Source organism: Bradyrhizobium sp. 61 (assembly GCF_023073075.1).
In the GTDB taxonomy this organism is placed as follows: Bacteria; Pseudomonadota; Alphaproteobacteria; order Rhizobiales; family Xanthobacteraceae; genus Bradyrhizobium; species Bradyrhizobium barranii.
The window spans coordinates 391727-410943 of record NZ_JADPIU010000052.1 but is presented as its reverse complement, the minus strand read 5'-3'; the positions used below and the strand labels follow the sequence as shown (position 1 = coordinate 410943).

Below are 19217 nucleotides of genomic sequence, written 5' to 3'. Positions count from 1 at the left end.
GCTGCGCTGGATATTGCGTATTGTTGTGAGGCGCGATTGATGTCGTCGAAATGAGCCCGCCCGGCTCTGTGCCGGCCAGGCTGGTTCGCTGGCGATCATTAAACGATGTATTTCATCATCTCGTTCATGTCGCCGAACAGCATGACGGTGTTATCATCCGTCATGACCATGCGGCCGTAATGCGTCGAGGTTGAAATCTCGAAGAGATGTGGGGTCATGACGCGGCCCAACTCTTCGGAAATCTCATCCATCTTGAATTCCATCTTGCCGTCGCCATCGATACGGATCATCGCCGGCATGTAGGTCACCTTGATGTGTTCATGACGGCTCATGACTTCGGCGATAGCGCGCGCCTCGACGCTATCGTTCATTGTCACTCCGCATTGATGCGACACCGTGTCCTCGAACGTGATGTCTTTCATCGATTTGAAGATGTTGTCATTCTCGTGCAGCATGTCGGTCTCCAGAAGGATTGAGTGTGAGGGCGTGAAGCGATGCCGATTACGACGCCAGTCCGGCCGGAACCGTCAGGCCAAGCTCGGAGGCGATACCCCTGATACGATTCTTCGCGTGTGCCATGGCATCGGCGAAAGCCGCGACCTTGACTCGAGGCTGCGACCAGATGGGCTGCAAATGATTGGCGGCATCGAGCGCGAGATCGGCATGATTGGCCAACCATTTGTTGAACAACGCAAGGTTCTGCGCCCCGAAGGTCGGATCAGTGCCGAGGATGTGGAACAGCTCGACGGTGTTGGCGAGATTGCGCTCATAGTCGGCCTCCGCAGCGGAGACGACAGCCGGAGTGATGAAGTCGTTCTGCGCAGATGCCGCCTGCATCAGGAAGCCTGAGCGGAAGAGTTCGCCGACCAGCGGCTCGAACACCGCATTGGTCGCAAAATATTGCTCGAGATAGTCGTTTGAACCCATCACTGATTCAACCGACTTGCGCACGCCTTGCCAGATCGGATCTTCCAGCCAGTGCTTCTTGCCGGCGGCAATGTCGAAGCCTGGAAGGTCGAGGCCGATTTCGCTCAGATAAAGAGTGATGTCCTGCGCGAAGCGAAGCTTGTAGGACGAGTTGGTCAAGATCGCATTGTTGACCATCTGCGTGTAGCCATAACGCTGCGCCTGCATCGTCGAGGTGCCGAGACCGAACTCGGCATGCTTGTAGGCTCCGAGATGGTTCTGCAATATCTTCACCCAGGCGGGATCGAAGCGGGTCGGCGCGCCCGATTTCCGGCCATTCTCGATGGTGTTCTGCACCATGCCGCAGATCGTCGACTGGCGCTGGTAATGGGTACGCTCCCACTCCTGGTCGACAGCGCGGAATTTGTGCCAGTTCGAGCTTTTTGCCGCCGTCCAGTCCTTAGAATAGGTCGGCGTTCCGTCAGGGAACGAGATGATCCAATCCTGCAGCAGATATCGCTCCGGATCGGGTTGAACATCGACCGTCATGTCTTCGTAATGGGTCGCCTTGCGCCCCTTCGGTTCGAAGTAGTTGTATTTGCGGCTGTCGGAGCCCGGGAAAACCGCTGCCCCCGCGGCTCCGGATTTGACGATTGCCGCAGGCTTGGTCGCTGCTGCTCTGCTCGTTTGCGCGCTCATTGCTTACTCCCTTTCTGCCATTCTGTTGCGACGAACCTTGAACGCCGTCATCGCACCGCCGGCGTAAACTTGTCGAAATAGATGTGGTCCGGCTCGACGCCGTTCATTTGCAGCACGGGCAATACGGCGTCGATCATCGGCGTCGGCCCGCACGCGTAGGCGTCGATGGCGCCGCTCAGCTTCTCCTCGCGCAGATGGCGCAGCACGACCTCGTGGATCAGTCCGGTCTCGCCGTCCCAGCCGTCACCCGTCTCCACATGCGACAGTGCCGGCACGAATTTGAAATCGTTCAGCCGCGCCGCGATGGCCGCGAGTTCGTCGAGGTAGAACAAGTCGGCGCGGGTACGCGCTCCGTAGAAAAACCGGACCGGTCTCTGCTCGCCGCTCCCGATGTGATCGGCCAGGATCGACCACAGCGGCGACATGCCCGAGCCGCCGCCGATCAGCAGCATCGGCCCCGGACGTTCTTCGCGCCGGAAGCAGGTGCCATACGGCCCCTTGGCGATCACGGCGTCGCCGACGGCCAATTTCCCATCGAGCTGGGACGAGAATGCCCCGTTCGGATATTTCTTGATGATGAAGCGAAGATTGGTGCCTTCTCCGGGCGGGTTCGCCATCGAAAAGGCGCGCGTGATGGTGCCGTCGTGAAGCGTCAGATCGACGTACTGGCCGGCCCAGAACTTCATCGGCCTCTCGATCTCGATCTCCAGCAATCTGATGTCTGACGTCAGCGCGCTAATCCGTGCCACGCGGCCGGAAAATGCCTTCACCGCGATCGAACGGCTGAGCAGGTCTTCGTCATAGTTGAGTAATTCAACACCGATGTCGCTGTAGACATGCGTCCGGCACAGCAGGATGTGGCCGGTCTCGCTCTCGTAATCCGGCAGAGCGAAGGTCGAGTATTTCAGAAGCTCGATGTCCCCCTCGACCAGCTTTGATTTGCAGCTGCCGCACTGACCTTCCTTGCAGCCATGCATCAGCGAGATGCCCTGACGAAACGCGGCATCGAGGACGGTCTCGCCCTCTTCCACTTCCATCTCGATACCCACTGGTTCGAAACGAACCTTGTGAACCCGCACGTCCGTCATTATCCCGGCCCTGTCGTCGTGGCAGTTGTACAGAACGATCGGCAAACCGTTGCCGGTCCCGGCAAGAGGGGCCGCCGAAAGCGGCCCCTCCCCCTCATCATCTCTTTAGTGGCAGGGATTGATCTTGAAGCCCTTTCGGTATTCGGCCGTCGCCACCTCGCGCTCGATCGGCGAAAGCGCTCTGAAGCCACGCAACGGACTGCCAAGCGTGTGTCCGCGCACGTGATCGAGCGTCCACATGTCCTTGGAGTCGAAGCGCAGATGGGGTTGCGCGATCATGGTCTTACCGTCGGGCCGGACAAAACCGAGATCCTTGATCGCGTCGGCGACGTCCCAGCCGTGATAGCAGTCCTCCCATTCACGGCGACCGCTGAAGCGGCCCATTGCCGGCGTCGCGCGGCCCTCGTATTCCGCGGCGAACGCCACCTTGTGGGTCCAACGGCAACCTTCGGAGCAGTAAGTGTAGATCTTGCCGTCGACCTCGTCGCAGACGAAGTCCTCGCGGATCAGGCAAGGGACCATGCAGCTCCAGCAACGATGCGGGTATGAATAGCCCACCTCGCTGTTGAAGAGGATGTTGGTCTCGCCGGGCACGCTGAGCTTGGCGTGCCATTTCCAGAAGTCGCCGAATTCGGCATACCAGCCCGGATATTTGTGCTCGAACCACTCGAAGTCCCGCTCGGTCTGGGCCTCGATACGCCAGAAGTTTACCGACCATCCGACCGTGAAGAACTGCGCGGTCTTGTGGACGTAGTTCTTCTTGACGATCCGATCCCAGGCGGCGGCGACGTCATCGTGATGGATCTTGATGCCGTACTTCTCGAGCGGCAGCATGTAGGTCCGGTAATAGTCTTCGTAGATCCAGCGATGCCAGAGCTCGGCGTAGGACTCCTTGTTCTTGTCGCGGTTGGTCGTGCCGTACTCGATGAACGTCCCGATCGCGGCATCGACAATCGCGTGATTCTGCCAGAAGGCGTATTTCAGATCGCGCTCCAGCAACTGGTGGTTCGACGGATCGTTGATCATCGCCATCAGCATCGAGTGACCGTTGCCGATATGACGGGATTCGTCCGACTGGACCGACAGGAACACGGTCGGCAATGCATAGTCGCCGTTGCGCGCCGCTTCCGACGGCATCGCCACGAACAGGGTATTGGTGAAGGCGGTTTCCGCGACGACCGTCAGATAGACGTTGGCCGCGGTGATTGCGTCACCGGTCAGGAAGCCCTCGGCGAACTGGCGGCCGATCGTGGTCGCATAGCATTTGCCGAACGCGGCTTCCGTGATATCGAACCCGGCTGGATCGATGTAATTCTCCATGTACCACTTCTTGAGGTTCATCTGGATCGTCGAGTGCCGGAACTCGTCGACCATCTGCATGGTGAATCCGGTGCGCAATTCCTCGCCGGGCGCCAACCGCCCGACCATCGCCATCGAACGCGCCGCCGAGATCTCCGGGAACGGGATGATCGCCAGGAACAGCTTCATCCACTCGACCCATCGCGGCTCGACATTGCGGAACATGTCGCCGCGCAACGCCGCATCCAGCGCGCCATAGACGCGGTTGTCTTTCTCTTCCTGCATCGGGAAATATGACCGCAGGACCTGCTTCATCGGGTCGCGCGGTGTCTTCGAGATCTTGTAGTCGGTCGGGAAAGTCATCGCCTCCTGCACGTAGCTTGGCGTCCAGCCAAGGTCCGCGACGCGGTTGGCCGCTTCAGCGATGCTGATCCCCTTCTGCGCGGTGATCTTGTTCAGTGTCAGACTTGCAGACATTTCCAGCTCCTTTGAACGTTGCGTTATCTTCGGCATTCTCGCTTCGGTTCCGGGTCAAACCCCTGGATCGCTTTGTTGAAATTCTCCGCCGCAAAACACACTTTAAGTCCGTTAAATGGATTGATTGATCTGCTGACTCGTCGCTTCACGTCAGCCCGGTTTCTCGGCGCTGACGGTCTCGTCACCTCCGTTGGCTCGTTTGATGAGAGGTTTGCCTTCGGCAACGAATTTCGCCGAGAGGACCAGCGCACCAGTAGCGAAATCCCTGCCGTGCGCGGCGATCATGGCCTCCGCGATCTCGGCCAGCTGAATAAAGAAGGCGTCTTTCGACCCGGCTTCCTCGCTCATGTCCGGTTGCGGAGACGGCATTTGTGCCTGTTGCTTTGATGCAATCATGGTTGCGTTGCTCCTGCTCATCATGCGTGCCCCGAACGTTGGTGGTCGCCGGACGAAGGACCGTTGTCGATCTCCAGCAGGGACGTGTCGAGCCATTCACGCTCGGCCACCAGGCGACGATGCTCCTCCCGGAGCATCTCCAGGCGCGCGACCGCTCGCTCCAGTTCAGCATGCGCGTCGCTTCCGGCGTCGGCGCGCGCCGCGCTACGCACGGCGCATGCGAGTTCGATTTCGGCTCCGCCGCGCGCGTACTCATTCTTGATTTGCATCTCGTTGTTATCGACCATCTCGTCGATCAGCCTGTCCCGGGCAATCATCCGATCACGGGCGCGCTGCAATTCAGCGGCTTCCTCGGCGGTGATCGGTGGCCGGCATCGGCTGTCCTTTGTCACTCGCGCCACTCTCGTTCGATGATCTGGACCGAGGCTTTGCATGTCGCGGCACATCCCTAAGGGATCAGGACCGCGCGGCCATGAATGCGTCCATGATGCAGATCGTGAAGCGCGTCATTGGCCTGGCTCAGCCTGTATTCCTTGGTGTGGAGTTCGACGAGGCCGCGATCCGCGAGCGCCATCAGCTCCACCAGCTCGGCGTATGTACCGACCAGGTTGCCGACGATGGTCTTTTCCGATGTGATCATGTCGATGGTCGGGATATCGATCTTCCCACCATACCCGACGATGTAGTAGTAGCCGGCGTTCGCTGTCATCGACAGGCCCTTGGCGATAGCGTCACCCTCGCCAACAAAATCGATCACGGCCTCCGCGCCGCGCCCGTCGGTCAGCGCCAGCACCGCCTCGACTTCGTTGCCGTCTGCCTTCACGACGTGATGTGCACCGCACTTCTTGGCGAGTTCGAGAGACTGTTCGGCGCGATCGACCACGATGATTTCTGCCGCGCAGAGCGCTGCGAGAACCTGGACGCCGATATGGCCCAGCCCACCGGCGCCGATCACCACGACATGTTCGCCGGGCAACAGATGACGGGATGCCTTCTTCGCGGCGCGATAAGCCGTCAGCCCGGCATCGGTGTAGGGAGCAACATCCTTCGGTGCGAGCGACTTCGGCAGCTTGATCAGGGAGCGCTGCCCGGTCAGCAGATACTGCGCATAGCCGCCATTGGCATTGATGCCGGGAAACGAGCTGTCCAGCGCATGCATGTCGTCGCCGCGCCGGCACGCGAGACAATGCCCGCTGGTCACCAGCGGATGACAAATTACGCTGTCGCCAACCTTGATCCCTTCGACACCCGGGCCGATCGCTTCGACCCAGCCGGCGTTCTCGTGGCCCATGATGTATGGAAGCTTGACGTCGACCTTGCTGCGCCAGATGCCCTCAACGATGTGCAGATCGGTGCGACAGACGCCGGCACCACCGATGCGCACGATCACGTCCATCGGGCGCGAGATCTTCGGGTCAGTTACGTCATCGAACTTGACGAACTCCTTCGCCGTCAGCTTCTCGTCGAACTCATGAAGCACCGCCGCTTTCATTAAACGCCTCCCCGGCAAAATTATTATTCTGTCGATCTGACGCGATCGCCATCTTGCTGAACAGTTGAGCAAGGGCTGTGCCAAGCGCACAACGGCCTGATTTTTCTATTGTTCTTGCGATCTCGGGAGTGCTCGCGCCGATCCGCCTCGGAGCAGACTTTGCGCGCGACTGTTCCGAGACGGAACAGTTCGACGGCTGCAACAGCGGGTGAGCCGAAATTTGGATTTTTGATTGTTTGATCTATGATCGTGAGAACCGCGCCACACGCGAGAACGACCCGAACCGGGCTACGACCAAGAGGAAATCGCCAAGCAGCGACTCCCGGAGGAGCTATGATGCTGACCGCCAGCCGACGCATGGACAATGCTTGGATGACGCTCGATCAGCGCGGCGCGCCGCCGGCAGAGCTGCTATCGGCCGATATCTACGACAGCTGGATGCGCTGCATTTCGCTTGGTCTCGATACATTGCGCCCTCCTTCGCCCGAGTTCGTGAGCACCGCCGTTTTGCGCCAGGAGCAGCAGCGCTGCTCACTGATTCGCGGCCTGGCGCTCGCGGAGATGCACACGCTGCATCAGCAGATTGCCGGCTCCAATTTCATGATCGCCTTTGCAAATGCCAACGGCCTGCTGCTCGACATCATCTCGGACTCGAGCTTCAGTGATGCCTCGAACGCAGCGAGCATTCGGCCCGGCACTATCTGGACTGAAGCCATTTGCGGCACCAACGGCCTCGGCACCGCCGCGTATCTCAAGCGGGCCATCGTCGTTCACGGGGGCGAGCACTTTTTCTCGCGCTACCACAATCTTACTTGCATCGCGGCGCCAATCTTCGCGCCCGATGGCGAACTGGCCGGAATACTGGATGCGTCATCGGATTGCATGTCGAGGCAGGCGCATACCCAGGCGCTCGTCGCGATGGCGGCAACCCAGATCGAGAATGGTCTGTTCCGCGAACATCACCGCGGAAACATCCTGATCGCTTTCCATAGCCGCGGCGAATATCTGCATACGTTGAGCGCGGGCCTGCTGGCCGTCGACAACGAGGGCAGGATCCTTGCAGCTAACAGGGCCGCAAGCGTCCTGCTGCATGGCCTGCCAGCCTTGCCGGGTCGTCGCTTCGCCGACGTCTTTCGTACGAAATTCAACGCCTTTGTCGATGAAGGCCGGCGCAAGGAACGCCAGCGCCTCGAGGACGAGGTCGGTAGCCAGTTCGTCGCAACAATCGAGAACGCGCGCCAGTCCTCGATGATGCAAGCCATCTCGCGGCCTCGGCTGTCGACGCCCAAGGACGTTCCCACCCAGTTCGTCTCCGCCGATCCGGCGATCGCTTCCGTTGTCCAACGGGTGGGAGTCGCGGCGGTCCGCAAGATGCCGATACTGATCCGAGGCGAAACCGGCACCGGCAAGGAGCAACTCGCCCGCCATGCTCATACCGCCAGTGGACGGGCCGGCGCTTTCGTCCCGGTGAATTGCGCAGCGCTCCCTGACAGTCTGATCGAGGCGGAGCTGTTCGGCTATGCCGAAGGCGCTTTCACGGGAGCAAAAAAGGGCGGCGCGGCGGGACTGTTCAAGGAAGCGGACGGCGGAACGCTCTTCCTCGACGAGATCGGCGACATGCCGGTGACGTTGCAGGCCGTGCTGCTGCGCTTTCTGGACGATTGGACTGTCCGGCCGGTCGGTGGCACCAAACGTCAGGTCGACGTTCTCCTGGTGTCTGCCACCAATGCCAATCTCGACGACTCGATTGCGAAGGGCCGATTCCGATCCGATTTGCTGTTTCGTCTCAACACGCTGGAGGTGACGTTACCGCCTTTGCGCGAGCGTTCCGATTTCGCCGAGATCGCACGCCATTTGATCCACAAGATCGATCCCTTGATGGATTTGACCGCAGGGGCGATCGATCGTTTGGCCGAACTCGATTGGGATGGAAACATCCGCGAACTGCGCAACGTGCTTTCCCGATTGTCGCTGGCCGAGCCGGGAGATCTGATCGACGAGACATCGGTCGAGTCCGTACTTGCACATTCAGGCGGCGAGCGCTTGACCGGCAAGGCGGTGGGTGGTGGGCTCAAGGCCAATCTGCATGAGATTCAGCGCTCGCATGTGCTGACCGCGTATGCGGAAACGGGCAACAACATCAGCAAGACCGCGCGCCGCCTGGGCGTGTCGCGCAATACGATCTATCGTGCCCTGCGCGGCAACAAGGATTAGCACAATCGTGGCGAAGGCTCTGCGGCGACGGCGCGATCCGGCTCTAACTGGAGGCGCTGAAGTCCAGCCCTCGTCGGGTTCAATTGGGAGTGTCGCCATGTTTGAACCGGAAAACAGTCTCGAAGCCCTGATGCAGGCTGCCGCAAGGGACGCCAGCGTCGTTCCCGCATTCTATCGCGCGTTGCTCGAGACGGAGATCTACATTCTGACGCCGGAAGCGCCGATGAAACCTGGACGCCGTCGCTCGCTCAAATTTCAGGAGGAGATCAACGTTGCAACGGTCGACTTCCAGAACATGAAATGGCACCCCACCTTCACCTCAAAGAAGCGCATCTACGACTATATAAAGCAGCCTGAGGTGTGCCTTGGCGCCGCCGCGCGCAATCTGTTCGAAATGTTGCCTGACTCTAATTTCTGGCTCAATCCGTTGTCCGAATGTCAGAAGCCACTGCCCGCCGCCGAGATCGCCCTCCTCATGAGTGGCGAGATCTTTGACATGCCGATTAAGTCCGCGCGATAGGCGCAGACTTCCTGCCAGATGCTGTCGGCCAAGCGGAATTATTTCGAAAACGGCGCAGCGACATCAGTTCACTAGACCATCTGCCTGATTTCCTGAAGTGTGCCCGCAAAGGCTCGTGGCGAGCCGGACGGATGGGAATTCGCCAGGCCGAGGTCGGAGCGGCGAGGACAATGATCGAATGAACAGAGGAGCGCTTTGGTCTCAAGCCGGAGCGGCTTGCCGGGGATACCGCTTACGGGGTTGCTCCGATGCTGGACTGGCTGGTCGAGGCGAAGAACATCGCACCACATATCCCCGTGTTCGACAAGTCGAAGCGAGATGACGGTACCTTCTCGCGCAGCGACTTTCGATATGATCCGACCAGCGACGTCTACCACTGCCCCGGCCGGAAAGCGGCTCGGGACGAGCGGCACCGTGCACGGGGGCAAAACGCTTTTGTATCGTGCGAGCAAGCTCGACTGCGACGCATGCCCGCTCAAACCGCAGTGCTGTCCAAAAGAACCATCGCGCAAGATCCCGCGCAACATACATGAGCACGCCCGGGACGTCGCCCGGTCGTTCGCTGGCACCGAGGGATTCGAGACGTCGCGACGTCAGCGCAAGAAGCAAGAAGATCGAGATGCGGTTTGCGCATTTGAAGCGCATCCTGAGGCTTGGTCGGCTTCGGCTTCGTGGCCCACGGGGCGCCCAGGACGAGTTTGTTCTTGCTGCAATCGCTCAAAATCTGAGGCGCCTCGCGCGTTAGGGTCGGCCGATCAAAGCCGGTCGGCCTTACCGAATGGCCGAAAGACATCCGTCGGTTACAGCCGACTTTTGCGACAAAATCGGCCATGCCCGGACATCGCCACAGGCGGGGCTAGCTGACATGTCGCTTGCTTGACACCTCTCGTAGCGTTGGTCTCTAATCCCCAGGCAAGTCCTGAGGCTGGAGGCGAAATTTTCGCCGCCAATCAAGAATAAGGCCAACTGCTCCGCCAGGCGAGTGCCGGGTAAAGGAGCAGAGGCTAAAAATAGCTTCCTGGGAGGGAACAATGGACAGACGCCAGACAATCAAAATGCTTGGTGGTGCGGCGGCGATCGCCGGTACCGGTTTTCCGGGGTTTGCTTTTGCGCAGGCTCAAAAGGAAATGGTCACGGTCGTGAAGATCGCCGGCATTCCGTGGTTCAACGCTCTTGAAAAGGGAATCCAGAAGGGCGCCAAGGACTTCAGCATCAATGCCACCATGGTTGGACCGGCGAACGTCGATCCGGCACAACAGGTAAAGCTGCTCGATGACCTGATCGCTAAAAAGGTCAACGTGATCGGCTTGGTGCCGCTGGACGTCAAAGTGTGCGAGCCGGTGCTCAAGCGCGCCCAGGCGGCCGGCATCAAAGTCATCACCCATGAGGGCCCCGAACAAGAAGGCCGTGACTGGAATGTCGAATTGATCGATTCCGTTCGCTTCGGTGAAGTGCAGATGGAGCGTCTAGCCAAGGACATGGGCGGCGAAGGCGATTACGTAGTTTATGTCGGGACGTTGACGACGCCGCTTCACAACAAATGGGCCGACGCCGCGATTGCCTATCAGCAGAAGAATTTCCCGAAAATGAAGCTCGTCGCCGACCGTTTCCCCGGCGCCGACGAGATCGATACCAGCCAGCGCACGACGCTTGACGTGATCAAGGCCTATCCGAACCTGCGCGGCATTCTCGGCTTCGGCTCGAATGGGCCGATCGGGGCCGGCAATGCGGTGCGTCAGCAACGCCTTGGCAAGAAGATCGCCGTGGTCGGCACGGTGCTGCCGAGCCAGGCGAAATCGCTCATCGCGGATGATACCATCCGCGAAGGTTTCCTGTGGAATCCCACCGATGCAGGTTACGCCATGGTTGCAGTTGCCAAGCTCGTGCTTGATGGCAAGCCAATCACGGATGGCGTCGATGTTCCCGGCCTCGGCAAGGCTGCGGTCGATGTGGCCGGCAAGCAGATCAAGGTCGACAAGATCATGCGGATCAACAAAGAAACCATCGACGGACTGATCGCCGGAGGACTCTAGAACTACACCAGTCCCAGCCGCCTCGTCGCGCTGCATTCCCGGCTTTCCGGCCGGGAATGCGATCCGCGTCGAGGCGATCGCTTGACAAGCGGTCCCATTACAGGACGAAGCCTTGACGACTTTCCTGGAGATGTCCGGCATATCAAAGCGTTTCGGCGGCGTGCATGCGCTTCGCGACGTCGATCTGACGCTGGAGGCCGGAGAGGTGCATTGCCTTGTCGGCGAAAACGGATCCGGCAAGTCCACGCTGATCAAGATCATTTCCGGCGTCGAGGCGCCGGAACCAGGAGGCCGGATCGTCATTTCCGGCAAGGAGTACCCAAAACTAAGCCCAGTCTACTCCACCCATTGCGGCATTCAGGTCATCTATCAGGATCTATCGCTATTCTCCAACCTCACCGTCGTCGAGAACATCGCCATGGCGCACCATCTTGGCGGCGTCCACACGGTGAACTGGTCCTCTATGCGGGCCATCGCCGTGGCCACAATGGCGAAGGTCGGCATTGAGGTCGATCCAGAAACAAAAGTCTCCGAACTCAGCATTGCCGGACGCCAGCTGGTCGCGATCTGCCGGGCCTTGGCGGCGGATGCCAAACTTCTCATCATGGATGAGCCGACGGCGTCGCTGACCCGCCACGAGGTCAACACCTTGATCAAGCTCGTCAGCGACCTGAAAAGAAGCGGTATCTGCGTCGTATTCGTGAGCCATCGCCTCGACGAGGTGCTTGAGATTGCCGAACGCGTGACGGTGTTGCGGGACGGCGCCAAGGTAGGCACCTTTGCCGCAGCGACCATCGACGGCAGCAAACTCAGTCACCTGATGACTGGGAAGGCTTTCGAGTATCAGAAACAGGTGCCCGACCTTGCCGTGGGTGCGGTTGTTCTCGAAGTCCAGGGCCTTGGTCGCGATGGTGACTACGACGATGTGAGCTTGCAATTGCGCGCCGGAGAAGTCGTGGGCCTTACCGGATTGCTTGGATCGGGCCGAACCGAGCTCGCACTGTCGCTGTTCGGCATGAACCCACCCGATCGAGGCACCATGGCGCTTGACGGCCACCGCATCGCGCTGAACACGAATGCAGACGCGATCCGTCGAGGCATCGCCTACGTATCTGAAGACAGGCTTACACTTGGCCTCATCCTTGACCAGTCGATCACGGCGAACGTCACGCTGACTGTGTTGGAACGTCTCGCCGGCGCGTTCGGCCTGATTGGTGCACGCGCGCGGCAAAGCCATGTTGCGCGATGGGTCGCCGAACTCGGAATCAAGGTCTCTGATCCCAACAACCCGGTCAAGACGCTCTCCGGCGGCAATCAGCAGCGGATCGTGCTCGCCAAATGGATGGCGACCAACCCGCGGGTGCTTATCCTCGATAGCCCAACGGTCGGTGTCGACATCCGCGCCAAGGATGGGATTTATGAGATCATCCGGCGGCTGGCCCGCGAGGGCGTCGCAGTGCTGATGATATCAGACGAAATCCCCGAGGTACTTTATCACAGCCATCGCGTGCTGGTGATGCGCGAAGGGCGTTTGACCGCTGACGTGATGGCCGCAGACACCTCCGAAGATGCGCTTCGGCAGGCAGTCAATGCCTGAATCGCGGTTTGCTTCATTTGGCAGGTTTCGGCGCAGCCATGAGTTCTGGCTGTTGATCGTGATCCTCGTGCTCTGCGCCAGCCTGGGCGCGGCGAACGGCCAGTTCCTGACCATGCAGAATCTGTTCGACCTGCTGACCTCCTACGCATTCGTAGGCATCCTCGCCCTCGGGCTGCTCGTGGTGCTGATCGCCGGCGGAATCGACATCTCCTTCACGGCGACGGCATCGGTGGCGCAATATGTCACGCTTACGGTGGCGAACGCATACGGCGCGAACTGGATCTGCGTTTTTGCGATCGCGATCGGCATTGGCGGTGCGCTCGGCGCCCTCAACGCGATCTTCATCCAGAAGCTTCGGATACCATCAATCATCGTGTCCGTGGCAACGTTGAACATTTTCTATGGGCTGCTGATTTTCTTCACGGGCGGTAAATACATCTATTCGTTACCCGACTGGTTCGCGACCGGGATATTCTGGTTCGAGTTCGATTGGGGCAAGGATACGTCCTACGGCGTCAACCTGCAGATCCTCGCGCTCGGGTTCTCATTTCTCTTCACCTGGCTCCTGCTCAATCGTAGCAATATCGGTCGTCAGATCTACGCCATGGGGGGCAATACCGATGCCGCGCAGCGACTCGGCTTCCATGTCTTCGGCCTCAACATGCTGGTCTATTGCTACATGGGGGTCATGGCCGGTATCGCCTCACTGGTCCAGGCGCAGCTTGCACAGTCCGTCGCTCCGACGGTGCTGGTGGGCAAGGAGCTCGATGTGGTTGCGGCCGTCGTGCTCGGCGGCGCCAGCCTGATGGGCGGCGTCGGCACCGTTCTCGGCACGTTTCTGGGGTTGGCACTGCTCGCCATCCTGCAGAATGGAATCATTTTGCTCGGCGTTTCGTCCTACTGGTCGCCATTTTTTGTCGGGTTGGTCATTCTGATCTCGGTCTCGGCAACAGCCTGGTCGCAGCGAGAACGGCGGACCCGGAGCGCACGGCCATGAGAAATGGGTCCACCCTCGCCCTTCGCGGACGCCTGATCCGTTTTGCCGGCAGCGGGACGATCGCAACCCTGATGCTGTTGTTGGTTGCGCTCTGGTTGGTGTTCGCCATTACCATCGGCGACCGGTTTTTCTCCGTCAACACGCTGCAATCGATGGCCTTCCAGATGCCGGAGCTCGGCATCCTTTCGCTTGCGATGATGCTGGCCTTGTTATCTGGCGGCCTCAACCTTTCCATCATCGCCACCGCTAATCTCTCCGGACTGACCATTGCCTTCCTGCTGACGCACTACATTCCGGGCACTCAGGGCATTGCCTGGGCCGGCGTACAGGTGCTGGCGATTGCGGCAGGGTTTGCCGTCGCGGCACTGGTCGGCCTTGTCAACGGATTTGGCATCGCCTATCTCGGCGTTTCGCCGATCCTCGCAACCCTCGGCACCATGACACTCTGCAAGGGACTCGCGATCGGCCTGACGCGCGGCAATGTCATCTCCGGATTTCCGGAGCCCATTGTTTTCATCGGCAATGGAACGGTTCTCGGGGTGCCTTTTGCCCTGATCGTGCTGGCGCTCTGTGCGTTGCCGGTCGCGCTCATGCTAAACGCAACGCCCTTCGGGGCAAGGGTTTACATGATCGGCTCGAACGAGAAGGCAACCCGCTACTCCGGCGTCGATACCCGCGCCGTCTTGCTCAAGCTATATGTCCTCTCGAGCCTGCTCGCCGGTGTCGCAGCGGTCGTCATGCTGGCACGTTTCAATTCAGCCAACGCGGCATATGGCGAGAGCTATCTGCTCGTCACCATTCTTGCAGCAGTGCTCGGTGGCGTCGATCCATTTGGCGGCTTTGGCAAAGTCGGCGGATTGCTGCTTGCGCTGATAATCCTTCAGGTGATCTCCTCGGCGTTCAACCTTCTCAATCTCAGCCAGTTCCTCACTCTGGCGATCTGGGGTGGCATCCTGATTGCCGTTGCCGCGGTTCCTCATCTGGGCGGCAAAGCGCCCCGGTAGACAACGATGACAAGATCGGAAGCCTCTCCCCGGATCGCGGTTCTCGACATTGGCAAGACGAATCTGAAACTGCTGGTCGCGAGTGAGGACGGCTGGCCGCTCGAAACACTTTCGATCCCGAATGTGCCGACCACTGCAGGACCATACCTCGCCTATGATCTTGCCGGGCTGGAAGAGTGGTTCCTCGACACTTTGGCCGTGGTGACGCAACGCCACACCATCGGCGCGGTGATCGCGACCGCGCATGGGTGTGGCGCCGTTCTTGTCGAAGGTGACGAGCCAGTGCTGCCGATGATGGACTATGATGCGGTCTCGCCGCCTGAGATCGACCAGGCCTACGCCCGGATTGCGCCTGCCTATGATGAAGTGTTTTGCGGTATCAGCGGCGCGATGCGGCTCGGCAAGCAATTGCTCTGGCAGGAAAGCGCATATCCCGCCGAATTCGCCCGCGCGAAAACCTATCTTACGACTGCGCAGTATTTCGCCTTGCGGCTCGGCGGGTGTGCTGCAAGTGAAATTTCACAGCTCGCGGCTCAGAGCCATATCTGGGACCTTTTCCACCATCGGCCTTCCTCCCTGATGCGCAAGCGCGGCTGGGACCGTCTTCTGCCGGAGCGGGCATCCGCCGGTGCGGTGCTAGGGAGGGTTTCGGAGGCCGTAGCCAAGCGTACCGGCCTGGCGCGCTCGACCGAAATCCTCTGCGGCGTGCATGATTCCAACGCCAACCTGTTCCGCTACAAGGCCGCCGGCATGGCCGATACCTCGATCCTATCAACAGGCACCTGGATGATCGGCTTTCAGCGCGGCCTCGCGCTAGACAAGCTCGACGCCACACGCGGCATGGTGCTCAATATCGATGTCGACGGTGAGAACGTACCCTCCACGCTGATCGCGACAGGCCGCGAATACGACTTGATCAGCAGAGACCACGACGCTTCTGATGCAGCCGTCCTCACCGCATTGCCGAGTCTACTGGCCCTTGGAACCCTGGCACTCCCCTCCTTCGTTGGGGATGATGGACTGTTCCCCGGTGCAGCTCACCGCGGACGCATTATCGGACCGCGGCCCGAGACGCCAGCCGAATGGCAGGGGTTGGCAGTCCTCTACGCCGCATTCAGCGCAAACCGCTGTCTAGATGCGCTTGGCAGCTCGAAACACATCGTCATCGACGGTGGCTTCGCCGCCAACCTGCCCTTCGCGCGCGCTCTGGCCGCGTTGCGGCCATCGCAGAGCGTCTCGGTGAGCCAATCTCGGGATGGAACGGCGCTCGGCGCGGCGCTACTGTGGCGGAGATTTTCGCGTACGATTCCGGTTTCGAGCGTGGTGCTTGAAGCTGTCACGCCGCTCGGCGAGGATGAGGGCAAACGCACCCTTTCCGCCGCCTATCAATCCTGGATTTCTTTTTCGGAGCACCCATCATGACAGACCGCAATCATGCCGATCTCCGCCAGGGCATCGTCGATACCTGCAAGGAGATGAACCGAAACGGTCTCAACCAAGGGACTTCCGGCAATCTTTCGCACCGGATTCCAAACGGCATGCTAATCACACCGACAAGCTTGCCCTACGAGCGCATGCGGTCAGAAGACATTGTCGCGATGGATTTTGTCGCGAATTACCAGGGCAACCATCGCCCTTCTTCAGAATGGCGTTTCCATCGCGATATTCTGCGAGCGCGGGCCGACATAAACGTCGTGCTTCATACGCATTCCACCTTCAGCACCATTCTCGCCGTGCACGAGCGTGGCATTCCCTGCTTCCACTACATGGTCGCGGTAGCCGGTGGCAACGATATCCGTTGTTCGCCTTATGCCTGCTTCGGCACACAAGCGCTGTCGGATTATGCCGTCAATGCGCTCGAAGGACGAAATGCCTGCTTGCTCGGCCATCATGGCTTGATCGTAACGGCGCAGACATTTGAAAAGGCGCTTTGGCTTGCCGTGGAGGTGGAGACCCTGGCGAAGATGTATGTCCACGCGCTGGCGATCGGCGAACCTCCGCGCCTCAGCGAGACCGAAATGGCACAGGTCCACGAACAGATGAAACGCATGGGCTACGGCCAGGCGCCCGATCTTGACGACGTCGGTGATGTTCCACGCGCCATGCCTCAGTCGAAACTGGCGCCACATTGACTCAGAGTGTCGTTGAACGCGGCTAGTCTTCTCTTCGCTAAGGAAACTTGCAAGCAACTCTACCAGCCGCTGGTGATCAAGCGAAAATTGTCAGACAGCGTGCCAATATCCCTTGTGAATATCGAACTTCACGGCGCCGTCGTCACGCATCTTCAACAAGAGCGATTGGCAATCGTCCTCATGCTTTATGTTCACGCGCTTCATGATTTCGAAAACCTTCAGAGGCTTTTCGCCAAGGGCAATCAGAATCTTGTCTCGATCAGTCATTGGGGCTCCTTGTATCGGCATCGGCGACGGTACGCGTTGTACAGATCGTCTGCAACGGCCGCGTTCGCTTGACGAGGTCCGTTCCGGGTCACCAGGCCCGAAGCTGCCGCGCCAATACAACAGCACGGAGCGAGCTTCGCTACCCCCAGCGCGACGACCACACCGGATACGTGCTCTTTTCGTTCGTGCACAGCCCGCGAGGGTGTCAGGCGGGCTCGCCTACTGATGAGTGGGAGGTGACAGCATCCACGATCCTTGCCTTTCCGGCCGACGGAAGCGGTTTCCGCATTTGATGATGAAGTCGGACATCTCCGGTAAAGCGGAAGTCAGCCATAACGCCAATTATGTCGGCTGAGGGCCATGAGCAGACGTACTACGCTCGTTCAACGCGGATCGAACTGTGCGCCTTCCAAAAGGTACCGAAGCGCTCACCACCGGCTTCGTTTCGCCCATATTGCCTCACCAATGAGGCAGGATATTCGTGGCTCCCTTTCGGTCACCGAAACGATCCGGTCCCTGGGCACGCCGCCGGCAACCTCGAGCACGAGCTTTGTTCGGATCGCCTCCTTGAACCCGTCACGGCTTCTGATCGTCACCATAAACGAGCCTGACCCGCCAATCACACAATCCTCGTAATAGAGATCGAGGTCGTCGATGTCCATTTGCGACGGAAGCCTTCCTTCGAGCATGATCGGCAATCCGTTGATGGTAATGCCCCTTGCCAGCGCCGCATCACGTGCGATGGTAACTGGGCTTCCGTCGTTGTTCACGCCATCGCCGGAAACGTCGATCACACGCCGCAGTCCACGATACGGATCCGCATCGAACAGCGGCAATGCGAAATTTATCGCGCCAGAGATCGAGGTGCGTGAGCCCATGCGAACCGGCGCTTTCGCGATTTCCGCCGCCACCGCAGCTGCAGATTCGCGGCTGTCGATCAATCTCCACGGCACGATGATTTTCTGATCGTTCGGTCCAGACCATTCCACATAGACCAGGGCCAACCTTCGGTTCGGCCCGGCCTTGAGCGCCTGGAGAAATTCGTTGGAAACGATGGCCTCCGCGTAACCCTCGCGCTGAAGCAAAAGCTCGCCAGGATCCATTGAATAGGAGACATCAACAGCAAGAACGAGTTCGACATCGACCGATGGCTGCTCGCTGCCGGCAACCACTCGGTACCCCGAATTGAGGCCGGCCGTGTTGGCGACTTCACCTCCGGCGATCGCTCCGGCGATCAATGCCGCTGCGATGGAGACACGATGAAGCATGGTGGCCTCGCTGCTGGTTCCTCTTCATGGTGGCAGAAACGCCGCTGCCTGATCGATCGGTCCAGTGCCGGGTGCGGATTGATGCGAGCGCGCAAAGACGAACCGAGATGTCACATGTATTTCGGAGGCGGCTTTGCCGTCCTGGCCGATGAGGATCAATCCGGCGCCGCCATTTGCTACATTCAGAACAATCGGCTCGCCACTCCACGTCTTGATTGGCTCCATTCCGATGATGAGAAATTCACCGATAGGCTGGTCAAGATATTGGATGCGCAATTGCGGGCCGACTTCGGCTGCCGCGAGTTCGAAGCCGAGCTGTCGAGCACGCGCGTAAACATCAGCCAAGGTCACAGTATCGGACGTGAATCCAAGCTGGGCTGGCGATACGAGGACAAGCTCCACGTCTGTCTTGCGAGAGCCAAGGATGAATGTCGGTCGAGCAAGTATTTCAGCGGCCTGCCCCCCGATACCGCAGCCCATGCCGTCCAGCTTATTGCGCAGTCCAAGCGGATCAGCGAAGGTACCAATGGTAATGGTCTTCCATGTCGCCACATCGCGGCCGGACTGAATGAGTTGCTGGGACACTTCGGCGGGGCGCGTCTTGAGCTTCAGCTGGTTTTGCAAGACATCGCGAGCCGTGCATTGAGCCCGCGGTGGATTGGTTGCGAACTGAACGATGCAGGCCGCGCACAGTATCGACACAATGAAGTAACGGCTGCCCCGGCGCGCGCGCGAATGACGGTCGACTCCGCCGCAATGCGCCCTTCCCGCTGTGATGGCTATCGAAAATCTCTTCCGCATTTGCAATCTCGCGAGAAGAAAGAGACC

Annotated in this window: 18 protein-coding genes and 1 pseudogene; 9 read left to right on the top strand and 10 right to left on the bottom strand. The window is 59.7% G+C overall.

All coding sequences use genetic code 11. The annotated features are described in order from the left end of the window. Positions 1–98: 98 nt before the first annotated feature. The 7 genes from IVB46_RS16925 to IVB46_RS16895 form a co-directional block, all read right to left on the bottom strand. Positions 99–455 (bottom strand): MmoB/DmpM family protein, encoded by a 357-nt coding sequence (locus IVB46_RS16925; RefSeq protein ID WP_028150059.1) that lies wholly within the window; start codon positions 453–455, stop codon positions 99–101. 46 nt (positions 456–501) lie between these two features. Then, positions 502–1605, bottom strand: a complete 1104-nt coding sequence (locus IVB46_RS16920; RefSeq protein ID WP_231143386.1) for an aromatic/alkene monooxygenase hydroxylase subunit beta — start codon at positions 1603–1605, stop codon at positions 502–504. A gap of 47 nt (positions 1606–1652) precedes the next feature. Beyond that, positions 1653–2693 (bottom strand): 2Fe-2S iron-sulfur cluster-binding protein, encoded by a 1041-nt coding sequence (locus tag IVB46_RS16915; RefSeq protein WP_247304627.1) that lies wholly within the window; start codon positions 2691–2693, stop codon positions 1653–1655. Between the two features lie 105 nt (positions 2694–2798). Continuing rightward, positions 2799–4469 carry an aromatic/alkene/methane monooxygenase hydroxylase/oxygenase subunit alpha gene (locus tag IVB46_RS16910; protein ID WP_028156528.1) on the bottom strand — a complete coding sequence of 557 codons (1671 nt, stop codon included), beginning with the start codon at positions 4467–4469 and terminating at the stop codon, positions 2799–2801. Between the two features lie 150 nt (positions 4470–4619). Continuing rightward, on the bottom strand, positions 4620–4865 hold the full coding sequence (locus IVB46_RS16905; RefSeq protein ID WP_063629851.1) for a hypothetical protein: 246 nt from the start codon (positions 4863–4865) through the stop codon (positions 4620–4622). Between the two features lie 20 nt (positions 4866–4885). Beyond that, entirely contained in the window at positions 4886–5257 is a 372-nt protein-coding gene (locus tag IVB46_RS16900; protein WP_247304630.1) for a hypothetical protein, read from the bottom strand. Positions 5258–5313: 56 nt separating this feature from the next. Further along, positions 5314–6357 (bottom strand): NAD(P)-dependent alcohol dehydrogenase, encoded by a 1044-nt coding sequence (locus IVB46_RS16895; protein ID WP_135215639.1) that lies wholly within the window; start codon positions 6355–6357, stop codon positions 5314–5316. Between the two features lie 333 nt (positions 6358–6690). Between IVB46_RS16895 and IVB46_RS16890 the strand changes: the two genes are divergently transcribed. The 9 genes and pseudogenes from IVB46_RS16890 to IVB46_RS16850 all read left to right on the top strand — a co-directional run bounded on the left by IVB46_RS16890 (position 6691) and on the right by IVB46_RS16850 (position 16854). Continuing rightward, positions 6691–8571, top strand: coding sequence for a sigma-54-dependent Fis family transcriptional regulator (locus IVB46_RS16890; protein WP_247343140.1), 1881 nt, complete (start codon positions 6691–6693; stop codon positions 8569–8571). Between the two features lie 97 nt (positions 8572–8668). Next, complete coding sequence (locus tag IVB46_RS16885) at positions 8669–9091, top strand: SseB family protein (RefSeq protein WP_247304634.1); 423 nt, start codon at positions 8669–8671, stop codon at positions 9089–9091. Between the two features lie 137 nt (positions 9092–9228). Then, positions 9229–9836: pseudogene (locus IVB46_RS16880) on the top strand (transposase); the annotation flags it as partial. Between the two features lie 286 nt (positions 9837–10122). After that, on the top strand, positions 10123–11124 hold the full coding sequence (locus IVB46_RS16875; protein WP_028150067.1) for an autoinducer 2 ABC transporter substrate-binding protein: 1002 nt from the start codon (positions 10123–10125) through the stop codon (positions 11122–11124). A 112-nt stretch (positions 11125–11236) separates the two neighbouring features. Further along, a complete protein-coding gene (locus IVB46_RS16870) occupies positions 11237–12721 on the top strand; it encodes a sugar ABC transporter ATP-binding protein (RefSeq protein WP_247304637.1) in 1485 nt (494 codons plus the stop codon). Beyond that, on the top strand, positions 12714–13718 hold the full coding sequence (locus IVB46_RS16865) for an ABC transporter permease (protein ID WP_028150069.1): 1005 nt from the start codon (positions 12714–12716) through the stop codon (positions 13716–13718). Before IVB46_RS16870 ends, IVB46_RS16865 begins: the two co-directional genes overlap by 8 nt. Further along, complete coding sequence (locus IVB46_RS16860; RefSeq protein ID WP_247457135.1) at positions 13715–14722, top strand: ABC transporter permease; 1008 nt, start codon at positions 13715–13717, stop codon at positions 14720–14722. Before IVB46_RS16865 ends, IVB46_RS16860 begins: the two co-directional genes overlap by 4 nt. 6 nt (positions 14723–14728) lie before the next feature. Beyond that, the gene (locus IVB46_RS16855) at positions 14729–16144 is read left to right on the top strand and encodes an FGGY-family carbohydrate kinase (RefSeq protein WP_247304642.1); all 1416 of its coding nucleotides are present in this window, start codon (positions 14729–14731) and stop codon (positions 16142–16144) included. Beyond that, positions 16141–16854, top strand: coding sequence for a class II aldolase/adducin family protein (locus IVB46_RS16850; RefSeq protein WP_247343136.1), 714 nt, complete (start codon positions 16141–16143; stop codon positions 16852–16854). Before IVB46_RS16855 ends, IVB46_RS16850 begins: the two co-directional genes overlap by 4 nt. Before the next feature lie 90 nt (positions 16855–16944). Here the strand turns inward: IVB46_RS16850 and IVB46_RS16845 are convergent, their stop codons facing one another. From IVB46_RS16845 to IVB46_RS16835, 3 genes are all read right to left on the bottom strand, one after another. Beyond that, positions 16945–17121 (bottom strand): hypothetical protein, encoded by a 177-nt coding sequence (locus IVB46_RS16845; protein ID WP_167768162.1) that lies wholly within the window; start codon positions 17119–17121, stop codon positions 16945–16947. A 428-nt stretch (positions 17122–17549) separates the two neighbouring features. Next, positions 17550–18389 carry a DUF1194 domain-containing protein gene (locus IVB46_RS16840; RefSeq protein WP_247343134.1) on the bottom strand — a complete coding sequence of 280 codons (840 nt, stop codon included), beginning with the start codon at positions 18387–18389 and terminating at the stop codon, positions 17550–17552. A gap of 24 nt (positions 18390–18413) precedes the next feature. Further along, positions 18414–19190: a hypothetical protein gene (locus tag IVB46_RS16835; protein WP_247343131.1), complete on the bottom strand. Its 777-nt coding sequence runs from the start codon at positions 19188–19190 to the stop codon at positions 18414–18416. Positions 19191–19217 lie beyond the last annotated feature (27 nt).